At 64.3% G+C, this 21,437-nt stretch carries 15 protein-coding genes and 3 pseudogenes; 11 read left to right on the top strand and 7 right to left on the bottom strand.

Annotation, left to right across the window (positions count from 1 at the left end):
• The 5 genes and pseudogenes from CRO75_RS30845 to CRO75_RS30865 form a co-directional block, all read left to right on the top strand.
• Window positions 1-239: pseudogene (locus CRO75_RS30845) on the top strand (IS5/IS1182 family transposase); the annotation flags it as partial.
• 350 nt (window positions 240-589) lie between these two features.
• Window positions 590-2,506 (top strand): sigma-54-dependent Fis family transcriptional regulator, encoded by a 1,917-nt coding sequence (locus CRO75_RS30850; RefSeq protein WP_097140364.1) that lies wholly within the window; start codon window positions 590-592, stop codon window positions 2,504-2,506.
• Entirely contained in the window at window positions 2,506-4,224 is a 1,719-nt protein-coding gene (locus tag CRO75_RS30855) for an ABC transporter ATP-binding protein (RefSeq protein WP_097140366.1), read from the top strand. Before CRO75_RS30850 ends, CRO75_RS30855 begins: the two co-directional genes overlap by 1 nt.
• The gene (locus CRO75_RS30860) at window positions 4,214-4,891 is read left to right on the top strand and encodes a peptidase S8 and S53 subtilisin kexin sedolisin (RefSeq protein ID WP_097140368.1); all 678 of its coding nucleotides are present in this window, start codon (window positions 4,214-4,216) and stop codon (window positions 4,889-4,891) included. Before CRO75_RS30855 ends, CRO75_RS30860 begins: the two co-directional genes overlap by 11 nt.
• On the top strand, window positions 4,888-6,195 hold the full coding sequence (locus CRO75_RS30865; RefSeq protein WP_097140370.1) for a tryptophan 7-halogenase: 1,308 nt from the start codon (window positions 4,888-4,890) through the stop codon (window positions 6,193-6,195). Before CRO75_RS30860 ends, CRO75_RS30865 begins: the two co-directional genes overlap by 4 nt.
• A 221-nt stretch (window positions 6,196-6,416) precedes the next feature.
• Here CRO75_RS30865 and CRO75_RS30870 read toward each other — a convergent pair whose 3' ends face one another.
• A complete protein-coding gene (locus CRO75_RS30870; protein WP_097140372.1) occupies window positions 6,417-8,318 on the bottom strand; it encodes an amidohydrolase family protein in 1,902 nt (633 codons plus the stop codon).
• A 230-nt stretch (window positions 8,319-8,548) separates the two neighbouring features.
• Window positions 8,549-10,039 (bottom strand): aldehyde dehydrogenase family protein, encoded by a 1,491-nt coding sequence (locus CRO75_RS30875; protein ID WP_097140374.1) that lies wholly within the window; start codon window positions 10,037-10,039, stop codon window positions 8,549-8,551.
• Between the two features lie 231 nt (window positions 10,040-10,270).
• Between CRO75_RS30875 and CRO75_RS30880 the strand changes: the two genes are divergently transcribed.
• A complete protein-coding gene (locus CRO75_RS30880; protein WP_097140376.1) occupies window positions 10,271-10,660 on the top strand; it encodes an MliC family protein in 390 nt (129 codons plus the stop codon).
• A 135-nt stretch (window positions 10,661-10,795) separates the two neighbouring features.
• Window positions 10,796-11,239, top strand: coding sequence for a hemerythrin domain-containing protein (locus CRO75_RS30885; protein WP_097140378.1), 444 nt, complete (start codon window positions 10,796-10,798; stop codon window positions 11,237-11,239).
• A gap of 162 nt (window positions 11,240-11,401) precedes the next feature.
• Here CRO75_RS30885 and CRO75_RS30890 read toward each other — a convergent pair whose 3' ends face one another.
• The 4 genes and pseudogenes from CRO75_RS30890 to CRO75_RS30910 all read right to left on the bottom strand — a co-directional run bounded on the left by CRO75_RS30890 (window position 11,402) and on the right by CRO75_RS30910 (window position 16,149).
• Window positions 11,402-12,967, bottom strand: coding sequence for a PAS domain-containing methyl-accepting chemotaxis protein (locus tag CRO75_RS30890; RefSeq protein WP_097140380.1), 1,566 nt, complete (start codon window positions 12,965-12,967; stop codon window positions 11,402-11,404).
• A 236-nt stretch (window positions 12,968-13,203) separates the two neighbouring features.
• Window positions 13,204-13,608: a DUF1090 family protein gene (locus tag CRO75_RS30895; RefSeq protein ID WP_097140381.1), complete on the bottom strand. Its 405-nt coding sequence runs from the start codon at window positions 13,606-13,608 to the stop codon at window positions 13,204-13,206.
• Window positions 13,609-13,736: 128 nt separating this feature from the next.
• Window positions 13,737-14,402: an HAD-IA family hydrolase gene (locus CRO75_RS30900; protein WP_097140383.1), complete on the bottom strand. Its 666-nt coding sequence runs from the start codon at window positions 14,400-14,402 to the stop codon at window positions 13,737-13,739.
• Between the two features lie 621 nt (window positions 14,403-15,023).
• A pseudogene (locus CRO75_RS30910) lies at window positions 15,024-16,149 on the bottom strand (polymorphic toxin type 44 domain-containing protein).
• A 438-nt stretch (window positions 16,150-16,587) separates the two neighbouring features.
• Between CRO75_RS30910 and peaA the strand changes: the two are divergent.
• The 4 genes from peaA to peaD all read left to right on the top strand — a co-directional run bounded on the left by peaA (window position 16,588) and on the right by peaD (window position 21,157).
• On the top strand, window positions 16,588-18,168 hold the full coding sequence (gene peaA, locus CRO75_RS30915; RefSeq protein WP_097140391.1) for a quinohemoprotein amine dehydrogenase subunit alpha: 1,581 nt from the start codon (window positions 16,588-16,590) through the stop codon (window positions 18,166-18,168).
• A gap of 79 nt (window positions 18,169-18,247) precedes the next feature.
• Complete coding sequence (peaB, locus tag CRO75_RS30920) at window positions 18,248-19,681, top strand: quinohemoprotein amine dehydrogenase maturation protein (RefSeq protein WP_097140386.1); 1,434 nt, start codon at window positions 18,248-18,250, stop codon at window positions 19,679-19,681.
• A gap of 1 nt (window position 19,682) precedes the next feature.
• Complete coding sequence (gene qhpC, locus CRO75_RS30925; RefSeq protein ID WP_007921889.1) at window positions 19,683-20,006, top strand: quinohemoprotein amine dehydrogenase subunit gamma; 324 nt, start codon at window positions 19,683-19,685, stop codon at window positions 20,004-20,006.
• A 23-nt stretch (window positions 20,007-20,029) separates the two neighbouring features.
• Window positions 20,030-21,157 carry a quinohemoprotein amine dehydrogenase subunit beta gene (peaD, locus tag CRO75_RS30930; RefSeq protein ID WP_097140388.1) on the top strand — a complete coding sequence of 376 codons (1,128 nt, stop codon included), beginning with the start codon at window positions 20,030-20,032 and terminating at the stop codon, window positions 21,155-21,157.
• Between the two features lie 59 nt (window positions 21,158-21,216).
• On the opposite strand, the pseudogene CRO75_RS30935 reads toward peaD, so the two are convergent.
• Window positions 21,217-21,437 (bottom strand): annotated as a pseudogene (locus CRO75_RS30935) (IS110 family transposase); the annotation flags it as partial.

Here is a 21,437-nt window from a genome sequence, read left to right on the forward strand (position 1 = left end):
GGGGGCCAAACAATAGAAGAACAGGACAATGGCACTCAGAACAAGGCGATCTGTTCATGGTAACACCTGCTCCGAGCGGTTTCGTGGTGATGCCCAGGCGCTGGGTAGTGGAGCGAACTCATGCCTGGAATGAGAGGGCTCGACGACTAATTATGCATCACGACCGGTTGTTCGCTGTGAGTGAGGCGTGGGTGTGGCTGGCCGAAGCACGCATACTCGCGCGCCGACTCACTACATAATTTTGTCTACACCCTCTTAGTTGGCAGCCTGTCCGCATTACCTGCTTTATGTTCCCCCTGTTCAGACTGGTCATTTACTGGGCCGTTTACCGCCAGGCGACCAGTGAGTACCAGGGGGAACCGGACGCCATACGGCTCTTGCCATCCGCTTTACGTTAACGTCAAGATGCTTCGGCGCGGTTTGTCCCGTGGCGCAGGTTTTGCTTCTGTAAGGGCAGGGCTGGCCACGGGCCAAACTTCCCTTTACTGCCTTCTGAACCGGGTGTAGACATTGCCCATGGCTTGCGTGCCCCTCGCAACCCAAGGGAATGGACCGGGGAGGTGCCGGGCGGACCGATTCGGAGCGCTTGATGACGCTTATAAAAACAACAACCGGCGAGCTGCAGCACCAAGCCGGGCTGGCCCGCAGAAAGCTCCATCTGGAAGGCGCAGTCCCCGACGGCGTATTGCGTGCGGAAATCGATGCCTCATGGCGGCGCAGCCTCAGCCATGGCGTGCACTTCAATGGCCAGCCGGAGCTGACCCTGGAATCCGGCGCCAGCCTCGAGATGCTGCTGGCGAGCAATCGCCTGCTGCTCGACGCGGCAATACCCGCCATCGACTACCTGGCCGAGCGCCAGGGCCAGGACGGCCTGATTATCCTGGCCAATGCCGACGCCACCATTCTGTCGATCGAAGGCCGGGCCGACCGGCTCAAGGGCAGCGGCGTGCAGGACATCACCCTCGGCGCCTGCTGGAGCGAAGCCACCCGTGGCACCAATGCCCTGGGCACGGCGCTGGTGGAAGCGCGCACCACCCTGATCGACTGCGGCGAACATTACCTGGATCGCCTGAGCCATTTCTCCTGCACCTCGGTGCCCATCCATTGCCCCCAGGGCGAGATCCTCGGCGTGCTCGACCTGACCCGCGAAGGCCCGCTCGGCCGCATCCACGACAGCACCGCGCTGCTGAGCATGGCGGTCAGCCAGATCGAGAGCCGGGTGTTCAACGACAGCTTTCCCGAGCAGATTGTCCTGGCGTTCCACAGTCGTCGGCAGTATCTCGAATCGCCGTGGCAAGGCTTGCTCGCGGTCAGTCTCGGCGGGCAGATCCTGGCGGTCAGTGCCCAGGCCTGCCAGTTGTTGCGCGCCGAGCGTTCGGCACTGGTCGGGCGGCGTTGCGAAGAGTTTCTCGGCGTGGATGGCGTGCAACTGCTCGGCCGTTTGCAACAGGGCGGCATCGGCAGCCTGCAGACCGCCAAGGGCGAGTTTTTCTACAAGACCCTGCGCGCTCCACAACGCTCGATCAACCTCAGCAGCGTGCCGCGCAGCACGTCGAAAAGCGCCCCGAGCCAGGCGCAGCCCGACCCGCAACTCGACACCCTGGCCGGCAGCAACAGCCGTTATGCCCGGGCCTTGCGCATGGCCCGGCAGGGCCTGGCCAATGCCTTGCCGGTGTTGCTGCTGGGGGAAACCGGCACCGGCAAGGAGGTCGTTGCCCGCGCCCTGCACCTGGCCGGCAGCCGCGCCGACAAGCCCTTTATCGCGGTGAACTGCGCGGCGATCCCCGAGGGCCTGATCGAGTCGGAGCTGTTCGGTTATCGCGAGGGCGCCTTCACCGGCTCGCGCCGTGGCGGCATGATCGGCCGCCTGCAACAGGCCCATGGCGGCACGCTGTTCCTCGATGAAATCGGCGATATGCCGCTGGCCTTGCAGGCGCGCCTGTTGCGGGTGCTGCAGGACCGCAAGGTGGCGCCGCTGGGGGCCGGCGAAGAGCAGGACATCGACATCGCTCTGATCTGCGCCACCCACCGCGACCTCAAGCAGCAGGTGGCCGACAAGCAGTTTCGCGAGGACCTGTTCTACCGGGTCAACGGCATCAGCGTGATGCTCCCGGCGCTGCGCGAACGCGAGGACTTCGACGCGTTGCTGGACGTGCTCCTGGCCAAGCTCGGCAGCCCCGGCGTGGCCCTAGCCGAGGACCTGCGCCAGCTGCTGGCCGGCTATCACTGGCCGGGCAACATCCGTCAGCTGGAGATGGTGCTGCGCACGGCGCTGGCGATGCGCGAAGAGGGTGAGGCGGCCCTGAGCCTGGACCATCTGCCCGACAGCATGCTCGACGATCTCAACGCCAGCGAACGCCCGGCCAGCGGCAGCATCCGCGAGAACCAGCTGGAACTGATCCGCCAGGCACTGGACAACCACCAGGGCAATGTTTCCGCCGCCGCCGATGCCCTGGGCATCAGTCGCGCGACCCTGTACCGCAAGCTCAAGCAGTTGCGCAGCTGATGTCGCGCCTGCTCAGCCGGCTGGTGGACAGCCCCGACCCCGCGGCCCTGCAAGCCGCCTTGCGCTGGCTATACGGCTTTGTCCGCCCGCAGCGCCTGGCCATCGCCGGGTTGCTGGCGCTGTCGGTCTGCGCTTCGTTGCTGGTGCTGGTGCAGCCGTGGCTGACCAAGCTGCTGATCGACGACGGCCTGCTGGCGCGCAATTTCCCGAGGCTGGCGTGGATCGCCGGGCTGATGATTCTCGCCGGGCTGCTGGGCACCGCGCTGTCGGGCATCAACCGCTACCTGCACACGCGCCTGTCGGGGCGGATCCTGTTCGCCCTGCGCGACGACCTGTATCGGCATTTGCAGCGCCTGTCGCCGGGCTTCTACGGCCAGCGGCGGATCGGCGACCTGATGTCGCGGCTCGATGGCGACGTGGCGGAGATCCAGCGCTTTGCCGTCGATTCGCTGTTTTCCGCGGTGTCCAGCGTGATCGGCCTGGTGGTGGCCCTGGCGCTGCTGGTGACCCTGTCCTGGCAGCTGTCGCTGCTGGCGCTGTTGCTGATTCCGCTGGACGTGCTCTGGCTGCGCTGGATGCGGCGCAAGGTCGAGCGCGATGTGCGGCAACTGCGCGAGCGTTCGGCGGACATGTCGTCGTTCATGGTCGAGACCCTGCCGGTGATGAAGTTCATCCAGAGCGCCGGCCAGCAGCAGCGCGAGGCGCGGCGCCTGGAGCAGTTGGGGCAGGGCTACATGAGCCAGTTGCTGCGCCTGCAGGTCAGCGAGTTCTTCACCCAGGCGGTGCCCGGCACCCTGACCTCGCTGTCGCGGGCCTGTGCGTTCCTGATCGGCGGCTATTGGGTGGTGCAGGGCACCTGGCAGCTGGGCGCGCTGATCGCCTTTTCCACTTACCTGGGCATGGCCGTGGGGCCGGTGCAGAGCCTGCTGGGGCTGTACGTGGCGATCCAGCGCATGAGCGTCAGCCTGGGCCGGGTCATGGAGCTGCGTGGCGAACAACCGAGCGTGACCACGCCGGCGCAACCGCTGCCGATGCCCAGCGGCGGCGAGCTGTCTTTTCGTGATCTGCACTTCAGCCACCCGGGGCGGCCGAGCACCCTGCGCGGCATCGAGGCACGCATTCCCTATGGCCTGAAGGTGGCCCTGGGCGGCGGTTCCGGGGTCGGCAAATCGACCCTGATCGACCTGCTGCAACGCCACCACGACCCGCAGTCCGGGCAGGTGCTGCTGGACGGTATCGACCTGCGCCAGCTCGACCTGTTCGAGCTGCGCCGGCGCATCGCCGTGGTCAGCCAGGACATCGTGCTGTTCCGCGGCAGCCTGGCCGACAACCTGGCCTACAGCGTGCCCGACGCACCGCGCGCGGCGGTGGCCGAGGTGGCGCGGCTGGCGCAACTGGACAGCCTGATCGAAGCGCTGCCCGAAGGCCTGGACAGCCCGTTGGGCGAGCGCGGCCAGCAGCTGTCCGGCGGGCAGAAACAACGGATCGCGATTGCCCGCGCGCTGCTCCAGGACCCGTTGATCCTGGTGCTGGACGAAGCCACCTCGGCGGTGGACGAAAGCATCGAGCGCGAAGTGATCGAGGCCATCGACCGGCTGTTCGCCGGGCGCACGCGGATCCTGATCAGCCATCGGCCGTCGACCCTGGCCGACGCCGACCTGCGCTTCGAGCTGGTGGACGGCGTGTTGCACTCCGTGAAGGTGCCCCATGAAGCCTGAGCTGCGGATCGGCGTGATCGACAGCGGGCATACGGCTGTGCAACGCCCGCAGGTGGTGGCCGGGCGGCGCTTCTACCTGGTAGAGGACGGGATCGGCGAGGGCGACTTGCGCGAAGACCCCCTCGGCCACGGCAGCGCGATCATCGAGGCGATCAGCGTGCGGGCGCCCCAGGCGCGTTTCTGTGTGGCCCAGGTGTTCGACCAGCGCGGGGTGACCAGTGCGCTGCAGATCGCCAGTGCCCTGGACTGGCTGGTGAGCCAGCGGGTGCGGCTGATCAACCTCAGCCTGGGGCTGCGCCAGGACCGCCGCCTGTTGCGCGAAGCCTGCGCGGCCGCCCTGGCCCGTGGCGTGCTGTTGTGCGCCTCGACGCCGGCCCAGGGCGAGGGAGTATTCCCGGCGCGTTACCCGGGGGTGCTGCGGGTCACCGGCGATGCCCGTTGCACCCCCGGCGAATGGTCGTGGCTCGACAGCCAGCAGGCCGATTTCGCCGCCTGTGTGCAGGGCAGCCACCCCGGCCAGTCCGGCGCCAGCCTGGGCTGCGCGGCCTTGAGCGGGCATATCGCCGGCTACCTCGGCGAACACCGCGACGCCGATAACCCGCAGGTGGTCCAGTGGCTGCGGACCCACGCCCGCTATCACGGCCCCGAACGGCGCGGCTGGACATGAGGCCGATCCTGGTGCTCGGCGCCGGCCCGGCGGGGGCCGCGGTGGCCCTGGGCTTGCGCCGCCTGGGTTACGCGGTGGCGCTGGTCAGCGAGTGGCGGCGTTTCCCGGCGCTCGAAGGGGTGTCGCTGCGGGTGCTCGAAGCCCTGCGTGGCGCCGGCCTGGGGCGTGGGCTGGAGGCGGCGTTGCAGGCGTCCCAGCGTCAGGTGGTGTGGAACGGCCAGAGCCATGCGCAGAACGTCGAATACCTGCTGGATCGCCCGCGCTTCGATCGCGGCCTGCGCGAGGATCTGCGCGAGGCCGGGGTCGAGTTGATCGAGGGCCGGGTGCTGGAGGTGCAGTCGACGGCGAACGGGCATCGGCTGCGGATCGAGGGGCAGGCCGAGCGTTTCGCGGACTTTCTGGTGGAGGCCCGCGGGCGCCAGGCGCCTGCATTGAGTAAAGAACTGGGCAAAGGCCTGCGGGGCCCGGAAACGCTCAGCCTGCTCAACCGCTGGCAGGGCGCGCCGGGCAGCACCGCCAGCGCCGTGCACAGCCTGGAGGACGGCTGGGCCTGGATGGCGCGCCAGGCCGACGGCCAGTGTTACTGGCAACTGACGGTGGACGTGGCCAGCGCTGCGCTGCCGGGCAAGGCGCAGTTGCTGGATTACTGCCGCCAGCGCCGCCAGGCTTCGGCCCTGGCGCGGGCGTTTTTCGGCGCAGGGCCGCAGCTCGATGTGCAACTGCACGCGCGCAGCAGTACGGCGATCCTCTGCCCGCAGGTGTGTGGCGCCAACTGGATTCGCGTGGGTGATGCGGCCATGGCCGTGGACCCGCTGTCGGGCAACGGTATCTTCCAGTCGCTGTCCTCGGCGTTGCAGGCGCCGGCGGTGATCAACACGCTGCTGCAACGGCCCGAACGCGCGGCGCTGGCGCAGCGCTTCCATGCCCGGCGGGTGGAGCAACTGTTCCTGCGTTTTGCCCGCATCGGCCGCGATTTCTACGCCGACGAGCAGCGCTGGGCCGAGCAGCCGTTCTGGCAGGCGCGCCGGCAATGGCCGGACCGCGAGCCGGCGCATCGCGTCGCGGATTTTTCCGCCCTGCGCATCGAGCGCGCTCCGGTATTGCGCGACGGCCTGGTGGACGAAGCCGAGGTGGTGATCACCCCGGACCAGCCGCTGGGCATCTGGCATGTGCAAGGAGTGGAGCTGGCGCCGCTGTTGCGCCGCTTGCCCAACGAACCGGCGCAACAGCTGCTGGTGGGCCTGAGCGCAGAGCAGGACAAGGCCGTGCGTGGCTGGTTGCTGGGGCAGGGATACCAGCCTTGAGGCGACGGGGCGGCTTTTGTAGCCGCTGCCGCAGGCTGCGATCGACGGCGCAGCCGCCGCAAAGGCGCCAGCGATCGATCGCCGGATGTGTGGCGCCTGGACGAATGATCGCGAGCAAGCTCGCTCCTACAGAAGATGAGACGCCCTTGTAGGAGCGAGCTTGCTCGCGATCCGCGCAGCGGCCATCCAAACCCCGCCGCCCGGCTTGCGACAGCTAACAATCAGCTATCGGGATTGACGTACACCCGGTGGCCGCCTTTCCAGGTTTCGCAGACCTTGATGTCCCTGATGTGGGTGGCCGGCACTTTCTCGTCGAGGGGATCCTGCTCGAGAATCACCAGGTCCGCGAAATAACCGTCCTGCAGGGACCCGGTCCAGCCCTCGGCATGGCACTGCCAGGCCGCGTCATAGGTGATGGCTTTCAAGGCCTGCTTGCGCGTCAGGCACTCGGCTTCATTGAGGATCGGTTGCAGCCTTGGGTCATGGACGAACCGCCCCTGGGCATCGCGAATGCCTTCCATCTTGCGGGTCACCGCCTGCTCCATGGAGCGCAGCGGCCCCAACGGCGTTACCGAACAGTCGCTGTGCAGGGTCATTCTCAGGTTGTGGTCCAGGGCCGACTGGCACAGGTCGAGCATCTGTTCGGCCTTGCCTTCGAAGATCGCCTGTTTGAAGGCGTAGCCCCAGTAGCCGACATGACCGATCAGGAAGCTTGGCGACAGGCCCAGGCGCTGCATGGTCTGCAGGGTGCCCGCGGTCAGCAGCGAGCAGTGCTCGATGCGGTGGCGTTTTTCCTGGGCGCTGTTGCCCTGCAAGGCCGCCTCGTAGGCTTGCAGGGTGAACTCGACGGCCCGGTCGCCGTTGGCGTGGATCATCAGCGGCCAGCCGGTTTCGATGGCATTGCGCACCACGGTCTTGTAGGCATCGGGTGGGGTGACCGGGGTGTGGTCCTGGTCGCAGAAATTGAAGTTGCCCACCGGCCGCGTCGCCTCGCAGCAGTAGCGCGTGGCCTGATAGCCCGTCAGCCCCTGGTTGGAGCCGTCCGACACCAGCTTGACCGAGCCCTGGTAGAAGCGCTTGGCCTGTTCCCGGCTGACCGGCTGGTAGCGCGGCAGCTTGCCGATGGCCTCGGGCGTGCCATCGCAGGCGGCGGCGTAACCGATCCGCAGCTTGCGGGGGCGGGTCAGGAAGTAGGCGCCCAGTACCCGCTTCGACTGGGGGTCCATCATCGCGTCGTAGAGCAGGGTGATCCCGCGGCGCGACGCCTTGTCGAAGTAGTCTTCGAGGTGCTTGAAGATATTGAGTATTTCCAGCTGCTGCCTGAGGGGAATGCTCTTGATGGCGGCCAGCACCTGGGCTTCCTGCAGGACACCGTTGTCGGCCCTGACGCCGGTTTTCTCGAACACCGCATCGCTGGCCGCGGTGTTCAGGTAGGCGGTGTGCATGGACGCGCTGATCAGCAGCATCGGATGCTGCTTGTCGATGGTGTCCAGGTTGCCGATGTCGTCGCCGGGGCCACAGTGGAAGGTGATGAGTTTGTTCAGGCCATGGGGTATGACCTGGAAGGGCATCAGCGCCGGATCGACCTGATGGCCGAGGATCCAGGTCGAGTTGTCCTTGGGCAGGTTGGCCTGGATGGTGCTTTTCAACCAGAGCCAGTCATAGGTGGGCCGTAGCCGCTGGTTCTTGTGCTCATCGGGGTTGTCGGTATCGATGGCCCCCAGGTTCAGCCAGCCTTCCATGGCACAGCTCTGCACGATATGGGCGTGGGGTTCGATCAGGCCGGGCAACAGGGTCCTGCCGTTCAATGACTGCTTTTTGTAGGTGATGCCCAGGGCGTTCATGCGGGCTTCGACGGCGGCCAGGGTGCCGGAGGCGACCACGTCGCCGGCGTGGATGCCCAGGGCCTCGACCCGTTCGTCCATGTTGCCGTCGCGCAAGGGGTAGATGGTGCCGTTGGTAAAGATGATGGACTCGCCGGCCGGTTCCCTGGCCAGTTCATTGGCGTCCTGTGGCTGGCTGGCGGTATGGCTGGCCGGGTCGAGTGTGTCCTTCAGAGCGTTCCAGATGGGGTTGTGGCATCCGCATTGGACCCCGTCGTGATCATATCCATTTGATCCCATGATGCTTCCCTCGGGTTTTCGGTGGTGATGAGGTGTGGGTTGAAGGTGGGTGAGCCAGGCCCGCAGGGCAGCTGTCGAGCCGGCTCGGGCTGAGCGTAGCAGCCGTTCGGGGCGCGGGCCGGGCAGCGGGTCGGCGACGCTAAACCAGTCGTCGGGAGACGCCGGACAAACCCCGGCGCCGCCGTGGAGAAGCGCTTGCGCGAGTGCGAGGTGCTATGTGTTGTCGCGGATCAGAGCTTGATCAGCACCGATTTCAGCTCGGTGTAATGCTCGATCGCCGCGTAACCCATTTCCCGGCCCACGCCGGACATCTTGTAGCCACCGAACGGCAGCGCCGGGTCGAGGGCGCTGTGGCAGTTGACCCAGACCGAGCCGGACTGGATCCGCGGGATCATCCGATGCACCGCCGCCAGGTCGTTGGACCAGATGCTCGCGCCCAGGCCGTAGGGGCTGTCGTTGGCCAGGCGCAGGGCATCGGCCTCGTCGTCGAAAGGAATGGCCACCAGCACCGGGCCGAAGATCTCTTCCTGCACCAGCGAGTGCTGCTGGTCGACGTCGACGATCACCGTCGGCTTGACGAAATAGCCGGGGCCGAACCGCTCGCCGCCGCAGGCGAGGGTGGCGCCGCTGTCCCGGCCCATCTCGATATAGCGCCAGACCCGCTCCTGCTGCCGGGCGGAGATCAGCGGGCCCATGTCGACGCTGGTATCCAGGCCGCTGCCGAGCTTCATGGCGTTGGCGATGCCGGCGATATCGGCCACCACATTGTCGAAGTGCTTGCGCTGTACATACAGCCGGGAGCCGGCGCAGCAGACCTGGCCCTGGTTGAAGAAGATCGCGCTGGCGGCGCCGGCCGCGGCGCTGCCCAGGTCGGCATCGGCCATGACAATGGTCGGCGACTTGCCGCCCAGTTCCAGGGTGACCCGGGTCATGTTGTCCATGGCGATCTTGCCGATTTCCTTGCCCACCGCGGTGGAGCCGGTGAAGGTCAGCTTGTCCACCCGCGGGTTGTGGGTCAGGGCCGAGCCCGCGGTGATGCCGGTGCCGGTGACCACGTTGAACACGCCGTCGGCGTAGCCGGCTTCCTGCACCAGCTCGGCGAGTTTCAGCGCGGTCAGCGGGGTTTCGTCGGCCGGCTTGAGCACCACGGTGCAGCCGGTGGCCAGGGCCGGGCCGAGCTTCCAGCAGGCCAGCAGCAGCGGGAAGTTCCAGGCGACGATGGCGCCAACCACGCCCACCGCCTCGCGGCGGATGAAACTGTGGAACTGCTGGTCGGGCATCAGCGGCACTGAGACCTCGACGCTGCTGCCTTCGATCTTGGTCGCCCAGCCGGCCATGTAGCGCAAAAAGTCGATGGCCAGTTGCACGTCCATGGCCTGGGCCACCGCGGCGCTCTTGCCGTTGTTCAGGCATTCCAGTTGCGCCAGCAGCTCGGCGTCGCGCTGCATCAGGTCGGCGAGCTTCCACAGCAGGTTCTGCCGTTCCCGCGGCCGGGTGCGGCTCCAGGGCGAATCGTCGAAGGCCTGGCGCGCGGCCAGCACCGCGCGGTCGACATCGTCCACCGTGGCCCGCGGCACCACGCACAGTTGTTCGCCGGTGGCCGGGTTGTGCAGGGGCATGGTCTGGCCGTCGGCGGCCTCGACCCATTCGGCGCCGATCAGCATGCGCGGGGCGCGCTGGATAAAGGCGGTGGTGGCGGGGAGCAGGGTTGCAATAGCCATGACAGAACCTCTTGTTATGCGTGAGGCGAGGGCTTTCGCAACCGCTGTGCCAGTTTTGACTGGCGCTTAACTCTATGATTCTAATGGTGTTTATTTGCGCTGACGGAAGGGCGGCGGATACAGGCTGTCGCAAATTGCGAATGCCTTGAGACACCCCGGCCTGAACTTATGGGGGCCTGCTTCGTCGTAAAGGGGCCTGTCATGAAGGTGCACTGAACAAGGAGCTGTACATTGAAGATTGCAACGATTCTGGGAACCACCTTGCTGCTGGCGCCGTTGTTCGCCCAGGCCGCGCCGACCCCGGCCGAGCCGGAACTGCCGGCGTACCAGAGCAGCCTGGCCAGCTACCGCTGCGAGGGTGGGGTAGAGGTGCAGGCGGCGTACCTGAACATCGATAACGGCGCCTCGTTCGCCACCCTGTATTACAAGGGCCAGCTGATACCGATGCATATCGCCCGCGCCGCCTCCGGCGCGCTGTATGTCGCCGACGACGAGCAGAACAGCTACCGCTGGCACACCCAGGGCGACAGCGGCCTGTTGAGCTTCCTGGAAGCCGACCACACTGCCAAGGAACAGCAACTGCTCAAGGACTGCCAGGAGCAGAAGACCGAGGAGCAGTAATCCCCCCTGGAGCAGCCGTCACTCGCTGGCTGCTCCAGCGATCCCAGGGCCATTTCCGGCCCTCGCCATCTGCGGTTGAACTGCCGTCGAACGGCCAGTGTCTAGTCAAGACAAGCCTGCCGTGGAGAGGTGCCCGTGAACATATTCGAAGCCCTGCGTGAGAGCCATGAACGCCAGCGCGGCTATGCTGCCGAACTGATGCGCACCTCGGGGGACAGCCCCGAACGCAGCGCGGCCTACGCCCAGCTCAAGGCCGAAGTACAGGCCCACGAGACAGCCGAGGAGCGCTTCTTCTACCTGCCGTTGATGGAGCACGACAACGGCGTCGACCTGAGCCGGCACGCGATTGCCGAGCACCACGCGATGGACGAGCTGATGGAGGCATTGGACAACACCGAGATGTCCAGCCCGGCCTGGCTGGCCACGGCGAAGAAGCTGGTGGACAAGGTGCATCACCACCTGGAGGAAGAAGAACAGAAGTTCTTCCAGATGGCCGGCAAGATCCTCGACGACAAGCAGAAGGACCAGTTGGCCAACGGTTATGTGAAGGAGTACCGGCAGCAGCTGGCGGCCGACTGAGACGGCCCTCGAAGAATAAAAAAGCCCGCGCATTGGCGGGCTTTTTATGCGTGATGGGTGGGTGAGGGCCAGGCCCTCGATCGCGAGCAAGCTCGCTCCTGCAGCAACAGCGTCCATTGCAGGAGTGCTTGCTCGCGATAAACCCGTACACACACACCGAACCTAGCGGTTGAAACGCTCCACCAGCGAGTACTGGGTGGTGGCGGTCTGGGTCAGTTCCTTGCTCAGTTCGGCCGAGTGATGGGCCTGCTCCGAGGTCTGGTCGGCCAGTTGCGCGATGGTGCTGATATTGCGGCTGATTTCCTCGGCGACCGCGCTCTGCTCCTCGGTGGCCGCGGCGATCTGGGTGGTCATCTCGGTGATGTTGGCCACCGCCTCGCTGATGCCCAACAGCGCCTGGTCCGCCTCCAGCACCCGGGCCACGCCTTCCTCGGCCTGGCGCTGGCCGCTTTCCATGCTCTGCACGGCGTTTTGCGAGGAGCTCTGCAACTGGGTGATCAGCTCATGGATCTGCTGGGTGGATTGCGCGGTGCGCTGGGCCAGCTGGCGCACCTCGTCGGCCACCACCGCGAAACCGCGGCCCATGTCGCCGGCGCGAGCCGCTTCGATGGCCGCGTTGAGCGCCAGCAGGTTGGTCTGGTCGGCGATGCCCTTGATCACATCGACCACGGTGCCGATCTCGTCGCTGTCCCTGGCCAGTTGCGCGACGTTCTGCCCGGTTTCGCCGACCACCTGCGACAGGCGTTCGATGGCTTCGCGGGTATCGCGGGCCACTTCGCGCCCTCGCCCGGTCAACTGGTTGGCTTCCTGGGTGGCGTCGGCGGTGCGTTGCACATGGCTGGCCACTTCCTGGGTGGTGGCGGCCATCTGGTTGACCGCGGCGGACACCTGCTCGGTTTCCACCCGCTGGCGGTCCAGGCCACGGGAGCTGTCGCTGGCCAGGGTATCGGAGCGGCTGGCCAGGGCATTGAGTTGTTCGGCGCTGTCCTGCAGGCGGGTGAGGCAGGTTTTCAGCCGCGCGTCCTGGCTGACGAAGGCGGTTTCCAGGCATGCCTGGGGGCCGTGGGCGTCGCTGTACATCTGCGCGATCAACGGGTCGCAGGTGGACGAGTCGGCCAGTTGCAGCAGGCGCCGGGCGGCGTGGTTCTGGCGCTGTATCGCCAGCAGCGCCAGGGGCACGGAAATCCCGGCGGCCACCGCCAGCGCCAAAGGCGGCGCCAGCCAGAGGCCGCTCAGGCCACCGGCCAGGCCCGTGGCCAGGAACGGCGCCCAGCCCAGCAGGGCCGGTTGCCAGCGATGCCGGCGGGGGATGGCCGGCTGCTTGCGGTTGAGACGCTGGTAGAGGTCTTGCGCGCGGCGGATCTGTTCGGCGCTGGGTTTGACCCGGACCGATTCGTAGCCGACGATCCGGCTGCCCTCGAAAATCGGCGTGACGTAGGCGTTGACCCAGTAATGGTCGCCGTTTTTCGAACGGTTCTTGACGATGCCCATCCACGGCTGGCCCTGTTTCAGCGCCGCCCACATATGGGCAAATACCTCGGGGGGGACATCGGGGTGACGGACGATGTTCTGTGGAGCGCCGATCAGGTCGTCGCGGTCGAAACCGCTGATGTCGACGAAGGCATCGTTGCAGTAGCTGATGACGCCATGGGCATCGGTGGTGGAGATGAGTTTCTGGTTTGACCCTAAAGCCACTTCACGTTGTGTAACGGGCTGATTGTTTCTCATTTCCAGATTGCTCCCTGTGTCCTACAAAATCCATCGGCACGAGTCAGAACAATCTTAGCTAAATGTTAGAAAATTCCTTGCATAACAATTAGTTGCATTCCCATTCGCGAGGAGTTCTGAATACTCCCGAGCGGATGGCACAGGTCGTTGAATCTGTTGGGGAAAGTCTGGCGCTGGAGCAGGCCCGGGTTGGCCGGCGCGAGCCGCTGACAACGCTTATCGGGCAAAAAAACACTTCAGTTGCCGTGGGCGCCAAGGGCGTATTGCAGGACTTGCAGGGCGTGGGTCAGCCGGGCCTTGCGTTTGTCGATGATGCGCGGGTCGCCATAACGCTGCGCGGCCTCGAGTTCCATCTGGCGCAATATCACCTGGTACTCGGCCTGGCGCAGGGGCGGGTTGTGCTCGAAGTGCAGGCCGTCGCAATAGTCGCTGAGCGGTTCCAGCGCCCGTTGCAAACCGGCCAGCTGGCGCTGTTCAGGGTCGCGCAAGAGTTTTTCCAGGCTGCTCTTGATGGCTTCGCCCCGGGTCAGGCAACTGCTGGTGGCTTCCGGCGGGGCCGGTTCGGGGTCTTCCTGGGCGTGGCCCGTGCTGGCTGCAAGGCCCAGCAGGGCCAGCAGGGAGAGGGAGGTGAGGGCGTTCATGAAGGTCCTTGATACGACAGGCGTGCGGGGCGCTATCTTCAAGAGCCAACGCGCGCCGGACCATCAGACACAACTGAAAAAGCCTTGGGTTATTTCTGAGTTGCCGATCAGAGCGGGAGGGCGCGATCTCAGCGCGAGCCGAGCATCCGCTCGATCACCGCCCACAATCGCGGGTCGTTGAAATCCTCGACCACCAGATGCGCGCCAGCGGCCAGCAACGCCTCGGGGCTCTGGCTGGTGGCCAGGCCGACGGTGAAGACCCCGGCCCCGACCGCGGCGGTCAGGCCGGGGATCGAGTCCTCGAAGGCTATCCCGGCCTCGGCGCTGGCGCCCAGGCATTCCAGGCCGGTGAGGTAGGGCAGCGGGTCGGGCTTGGCCCGCGGCAATTCCTCGGCCACCAGCACGCTGTCGAAGCGATCGCCCAGCCCCAGCACGTCGAGCATGTGCTCGGCATTGGCCCGTGGCGCATTGGTCACCACGCAGACGCCGATGCCGCGTTCCCGGGCGAAATCCAACAGGCGCAGCAGGCCCGGCATCGGCGTCAGTCGTGGCGACAGCTGGCGAAAGCGCACTTCCTTGCGATCAGCAAAGGCCTCGTGCTCGGCCACCGAGCGCTGCGGGAACAGGTAGCGGCACATGTTGGCGTTGGCCTGGCCGCTGACATGGGCCGCGAACTCTTCCTGGGTGAACACCCGGCCTTCTTCTTCCAGCAACAACTGCTGCAACGCCAGCAGGTGCAGTTGGTCGGTGTCGGTCAGGGTGCCGTCGAGATCGAAAAGCAGGGCATTGAGCATGGCGCGATTCCTGTCGGTGCCGGTGGCTGAAGCGGTTAAGCCAGGTATCGTAGCAGGGCGAAGGCACCTTGATCGAGAACAGGGCGGTTCGTGGGGTGGGATTTATTCCTAATGCACCTGAGCTTGGAGTTGCAAACAGGTACAAAGGCCTTGGGGGATTTTGTCTGCGTGCTACTTTGGGGCTGTGCTGGAGGTAGTGGCAGGTGACCACATAACGGTATTGGCGCAGCTTAAGGTTTGGCCCTGTCGTGCTTACACTGCCCCAAGCGCTCAGTATCCGTGCCACTTCCTTTGCTTGTGTCAATGTTGCCGTTCAGGTCGAGGTAAATCTTTGTGTTTGGCCACTTGGGCGTGATTCCTACGCAGTGGTCTCTACCCGTCCTGCTCCGCCAGTAAAACATCATAAAAAACTCATCATCAGGGAAAATGAATCCGTTATCTCCAGTGGACTCCCCTGGATGGATGCCCCCCCTATATATCCTGTGCTGTGTATTCCAGACGTATCGAAGCTCCTCTTTTCCGTCTTGGGAGTAATAGACGGACACTGTGGGGGTTGCCGCGTACCAAAATGCGACAGGGGCAAGCAGGAGAAGTAAAAGCACTCGCCTGACATACCGAGTTTTAGATTTCTTTACATTTGTGGACAATGGCACCATCCCCCCATTCCTCCGGTGTAATTGCAAGAACTTCATCCATGATCATCTTTGCCGTGATGCCTCCATTAGGGTGTTGGCTATAAAGCTTCATCCCTATGTTGATTGATATACGGTCGGGGACATCGTCCCAAGCCCGAAGCCCATCAATGCCTGCGGATCGCTGCGGTCCTCTGCGTTCATTCCACTTCTGGATCTTTCGCAGTGAGTCTGAAACGATTTGCTCAGCTCCGGCCCCATCTAATAGGACGCTTTCCGAAAACCCACCTGCCAACCCCACATAGCCATAGTGGATGTTCGACCAAATGTCGTAGTAATAGTCATAGCCCCCTTGCTTATGCCGTACCTCTGCGTCAAATAGTTTTAATAACTTTGGCTTGTGGTCCCAGGGTCGATTCTGCCCGACTCGCTCGGTCCAGATAGCAAAAGCTTTCGCTTTCTTCCCTAGCGCCAAGCTATAGAAGTCAGGGTGTTGGCCCGAGCCTCATGTAGAAAGGCAATGCGGCGTATTTGCGGGCTTCCTCTGCCAGGTCAAAGCTATTCAAATCTTTCATTTGGCGTACAGAGGGGCTGTTGATGTTGGTATTCATCTCGCCCGCAATATAGGTCGCCAGCGCCTCCATCCTATTGGGGTCATTACAGACCTTTTCTTCAGGCGCCTTGGCGGCCGCGCTCGGATCGACCAAGGCATTTGCAGCAGTGGCCTTTTCGATCAGCCTTGGGTCGGCCAACAAGGTTGCCATCTTTTCATCATCGACAGAACCATCAGGCCGAAACACCCCAAGCATTGCAAAGTTGATGATTGCGGCCCCTGGAGCGGGTCCAAAGACGAATCCTCCGAAGGTATCGGGTGATCCAGTGATGATCGTCCCGCCGTGGCTGGTAGGGCTACCCAGGTGAGCCATGGGACGACCGTTCAGAAGAATGGAAGGAAACCCTGTGGTAATGACCGCACCACAGCCGCACGTGTCGCCGACTCGGGCCGCGCCCATGGAGTTGATGTTTATATCTCCGGAAGCGGAAGCAATCGGGGTGGTGCCGTGACCGGGAAGAGGGCAGACATGTTTGTCGCCCAGGCGAGCGGAAGAAAGCATGGGGGGACATCATCCTTGTGTGTTGACTGATCCGTGGGGCTATGGCTCGTTGTAGAGCTTCGCGAGCTTATTCAGGCGCACCAAGGCAAGGCTTTAGGACGATTCTGAAACGTGCTGGCGCCATCGCTGCGATGGCTGATTGGTTCCCTCATCGCCGTGTATGTCTCAGAGTGGAACAGTTGTCGCGAAATTAAACGCGGCTGGTAGGCGATTGCCTGGGAGATGCGTCCTGGAACTCCAGCAAGCCCTTGATAAAAAACATCATTTGTAAGCTGGCACGCTCCGTGTATTGCTTCAGACGTTTCTCTTGCCTCCATGTCTGGCGCGACGGGCATGGCAGAACCCCTGAAAACGACGCACAACAATAAGAAAGCTCGCTAATAAAAGCTCCCTGATAAAGAGCTCGCTAATAAAAAGCTCCGTGGAGGTCCGACCTTGATCAAGAGAACACTCCGAGCAGGCACGTCCGGCGGCCTGCTGGCGCTGGCGGTCTGCGCCGCCTTGCATGCCCCTCCCAGCCTTGCCGCGCGCGAGGCCCAGGCCATCCTCAAGGAAACCTGCCAGGGCTGCCATACCCCGGAAACGGCGGGCGGCCTGAGCCGCATCAGCCACCAGCGCAAGACCCCGGAAGGCTGGCTGATGAGCATCGCCCGCATGCAGGTCATGCATGGCCTGCAGATCAGCGACGACGACCGCCGTACCCTGGTCAAATACCTGGCCGACACCCAGGGCCTGGCGCCGAGCGAAACCGACGGCGTGCGCTACGCCCTGGAGCGGCGCCTGAACACCGTGGAAAAGTTCGACGAACAAACCAGCCAGATGTGTGGGCGCTGCCACTCCGGCGCGCGGGTCGCCCTGCAGCGGCGTCCGGCCCAGGAGTGGGAGCGCCTGGTGAACTTCCACCTTGGCCAATGGCCGTCCCTGGAATATCAGGCGCTGTCCCGCGATCGCGACTGGTTCGACCTGGCGCGCAAGGAGATGGTGCCGCTGCTGGCCAAGCGTTATCCGCTGGACAACCCGGCCTGGGCCAAATGGCTGGCCAGCGCGCCCAAGGCCGAGACCCTGGTGGGCGACTGGAGCTTCAGCGGCCACCTGCCGGGCAAGGGCGAACTGGCCGGGGTGATGAGCGTCGCTGCCGATGGCAACGACACCTTCAAGGTCGGCATCAAGGGCCAGTACGCCGACGGCAGCCCGTTCAACGGCGAGGGCAGCGCGATCCTCTACAGCGGCTACGAATGGCGCGGCAATGTCAGCATCGACGGCGTGAACATGCGCCAGGTGTTCGCCGCCAAAGGCAATGCATTGCAGGGCCGGATGTTCGAGGCCGAGCACGACGAGCGCGGCCTGGACTTCGTCGCCGCCAGGCAGGGCAGTAGCCGTTTGCTGGCGGTGCAGCCGGGTTACCTGAAGGCTGGCGCCGAAGCTGAAGTCACCCTGATCGGCAGCGGCCTCACCGGCAAGCCGAACTTCGGTAAAGGCGTGGAAGTGCTCGAAGTCATCGAGCAGAGCGCGGAGCGGATCAAGGTCCGGCTCAAGGCGGCCGCCAATGCCCAACCGGGCCTGCGCAATGTCACCGTCGGCACGCTGAAAGGTCCGACGCTGTCGGTCTACAGCAGCATCTCCGAAGTCAAGGTGGTGCCGGAGTTCTCGGTGGCGCGGATCGGCGAGGGTGGCGGTTCGACGCCGAAAGTCCAGGGCCGCTTCGATGCCGAAGCCTGGGGCAAGGGCGTCGATGGCAAGCCGTATCGCATCGGCGTGTTCCCGGCGCAGTGGAAGGTCGAGCCCTTCGACGAGCGCGCCAGGGAAGACGAGGACGTCAAGTTCGCCGGTACCATGCAGGCCGACAGCGGCGTGTTCATTCCAGGCGATGCCGGGCCGAACCCGCAGCGCAAGATGTCCACCAACAACGCCGGCAACCTCAAGGTAATCGCCGCCGTCGACGACGCAGGAAAATCCCTGACCGGCGAAGGCCACCTGATCGTCACCGTGCAACGCTGGAACAATCCACCCATCCCTTAAGGCGCGGTCCGTGACTGACGACACCCTTTCGGAATGACCGCGGGCCCCCGCCAAAAGGGGCCGGCACAGGAGGTTTGCAATGGGCGCTATCTTGAATCTGGTCGAACGCAACCTGCACGAAGTGCAGGTCGATGCCGACCGCATGCTGTTCCATATCCCCAGCAGTTCGCTGTTCGCCAGCGATGCCCTGACCGGCAGCATCATCGATGCCCTGCGCGGGCCGGGCTGCTCTTCCACTGAGCTGATCCAGCGGCTGGCCAGCCAGTACGACGGCGAGGAAATCAACGAAACCCTGCGCGAGCTGATCGCCCTGGAACTGGTCAGCGACGGCTCGCCATTGACCCCGGAGATCGCCGTCAAACGGGTCGAGCGCACGGCAATCAACACCGTAGTACTCAACGTCAACACCGGCTGCAACCTGAGTTGCACCTACTGCTACAAGGAGGACCTGGACAAGCCCTCGGCGGGCAAGAAGATGGACGTCGAGACGGCCATCGCCTCGGTGGAAATGCTGCTCAGGGAATCCCCCGACGAGGAGCGTTTCACCGTGGTGTTCTTTGGTGGCGAGCCGCTGAGCAATCGCAAGCTGATCGAGTACATGGTCGACTATTGCGAGCAGCGTTTTCGCGAGGCGGGCAAGTTCGTCGAGTTCGTCATGACCACCAACGCCACGCTGCTCACCGAAGAGACGGTGGACTACCTGAATGCCCACCGCTTTGGTTTGTCGGTGAGCATCGACGGGCCGAAGACCGTGCACGACCGCAACCGCATCACCGTGGGCGGGCAGGGCACCTATGACGTGGTGCGGCGCAAGGCGCAGATGCTGCTGGCGCGCTACGACAGCCGCCCGGTCGGCGCGCGGGTGACGTTGACCACCGGGGTCACCGATGTGGAAACCATCTGGGACCACCTGTTCAACGAACTGGGTTTCGCCGAGGTCGGGTTTGCCCCGGTGACCTCGGGCGATATCAGCAGCTTCAACCTCACCGGCGAAGAACTGATCGAAGTCTTCGCCAGCATGAAGCGCTTGGGCCGGCGCTACCTGGAGGCGGCGCTGGAGCATCGCAATATCGGTTTCTCCAACCTGCACCAGCTGATCACCGATATCCACGAAGGCCACAAGAAGGCGCTGCCCTGTGGCGCCGGGCTGAAGATGCTGGCGGTGGACCACAAGGGCGAGCTGAACCTGTGCCACCGCTTTACCGGCTCATCGCTGCCGACCTTCGGCAACGTGCGCGAGGGCGGGGTGAAGCAGATGGAACTCAACGACTTCCTGTCCCAGCGCCTGGACCGCAGCAACACCGGCTGCGACAGCTGCCGCATCCGCAACCTGTGCTCCGGCGGCTGCTACCACGAGAGCTACGCCCGCTACGGCGACCCGGCGCACCCGACCTATCACTATTGCGAACTGATGCGTGACTGGGTGGATTTCGGCATCGAGGTCTACAGCCGGATCATGGCCCGCAACCCTGCGTTCATCAGCAGCTACATCACTCCGCGCAAGGCCCACTGACATGAAACATCTCAAGCCGATCAATAACAAAGCCCAGAAGCTGGAACAGGCCGCCGACGAGAACCGTATCGAAGAGGTGGTCGCCATGAGTTCGGTGGCCGGTTGTGCCTCGACCACCGACCCGGGCTGGGAAATCGATGCCTTCGGTGGCGTGTCGTCCTTGTGCCAGCCGATGGAGGCCGACCTCTACGGTTGCTCCGACCCTTGCTGGTGGCCGGCCCAGGTGCCGGACATGATGAGCACCTACCCCGACTGGAACAAGGACGCCCAGGCCTCCAACGAGAACTGGCGCAACCTCGGCACCGTGTTCCCTAAAGACAAGTAATCGGTCAGTAGAAGGATTCCAGCATGCGCTTGATCAATGCCTGCGGCCTGGCCGCTTCCGCCGTCCTGGGGGCCTGTTCCCTCAGCGTCCTGGCCGATGACAACACCGACAACAAGGCCCTCAACGCCGGCCATGAATACATGGTCACCACCAACTACCCGAACAACCTGCACGTGATCGACCTGGCCAGCGACACGCTGTACAAGACCTGCAAGATGCCCGACGCCTTCGGCCCCGGCACCGTGCAGCTGGCGCCGGACCGCAAGGTCGCCTACGTGCTGAACAACCACTACGCCGATGTCTATGGCGTCGAGCTGGACAGCTGCAAGCAGGTGTTCCACGCCAGCATCACCCAGCAGCCGGGAGAGAAGGCGCGCTCGATGTTCGCCTTCACCGTCAGCCACGACGGCAAGGAGCTGTACACCGTGGCCAACCCGACGCTGATGCTCAACGACCGCTATGAGGTCAAGCAGCCGCGGTTGGATGTGTATGCCACCGACGCCGGGCTCAAGGCCAAGCCGGTGCGCAGCTTCCCGGCGCCGCGGCAGCTGACCATCATGCAGAGCGGTGACGACGGCTCGCTCTATGTGGCCGGGGCGGATGTGTACAAGGTCGACGTCAAGACCGGCAAGTTCGATGTGCTGATCCCCAGCCGCCACTGGAAACGCCCGAACTACAGCGCGCCGGACGTGCTCTACGTGTGGAACCAGCAGACCTGGCGCCATGATTTCTCGCTGCTCTACACCGCCGCCAGGTTCAAGGACAAGCAACAGGACCCGGCCAGTGCCGAGTACCTGTACGGCCTGTTCAGCATCGACTTGAAAACCGGCAAGAGCGAAACCACCGACTTCGGTCCGCTGACGGAAATCTACTTCAGCGGCATGCGCTCGCCGAAGGACCCGAACCTGATGTTCGGTGTGCTCAACCGCCTGGCCAAGTACGACATCCGGCAGAAAAAACTGCTCCAGGCCGCCACCCTGGACCATTCCTACTACTGCATTTCGTTCAACAAGGCGGGCAGCAAGATCTACCTGGCCGGGACCTTCAACGACGTGGCGATCTTCGATGCCGACAGCCTGAAGCAGATCGGCAATATCAAGCTGCCGGGCGGGGACATGGCGATCACCACGGCCCAGGTGTTCGAGCGCTAGCCATCGCGAGCAAGCTCGCTCCTACAGGGAACGCGCAACCTCTGTAGGAGATTCTATGTCTACCCCACCGTATCGACCGTAGGTCGATACGGCTGTTGGGTCTTCATCAGAGCGAAGGCAATACGGGCTAATTTACGCGCAAGGATGATCAGCGCTTCTGTTCGCTTCAGACCGCGCTGCAGGTATTGCTGATAGCGGGATTGCCAAGCCTTGGTCCTGCTTGCCGCCATGGCGGCGTTGTAAAGCAAGCGTCGGGTTTCCGAGTCGCCTTGCTTGCTCA

The organism is Pseudomonas sp. LAMO17WK12:I10, assembly GCF_900215185.1.
In the GTDB taxonomy this organism is placed as follows: domain Bacteria; phylum Pseudomonadota; class Gammaproteobacteria; order Pseudomonadales; family Pseudomonadaceae; genus Aquipseudomonas; species Aquipseudomonas chlororaphis.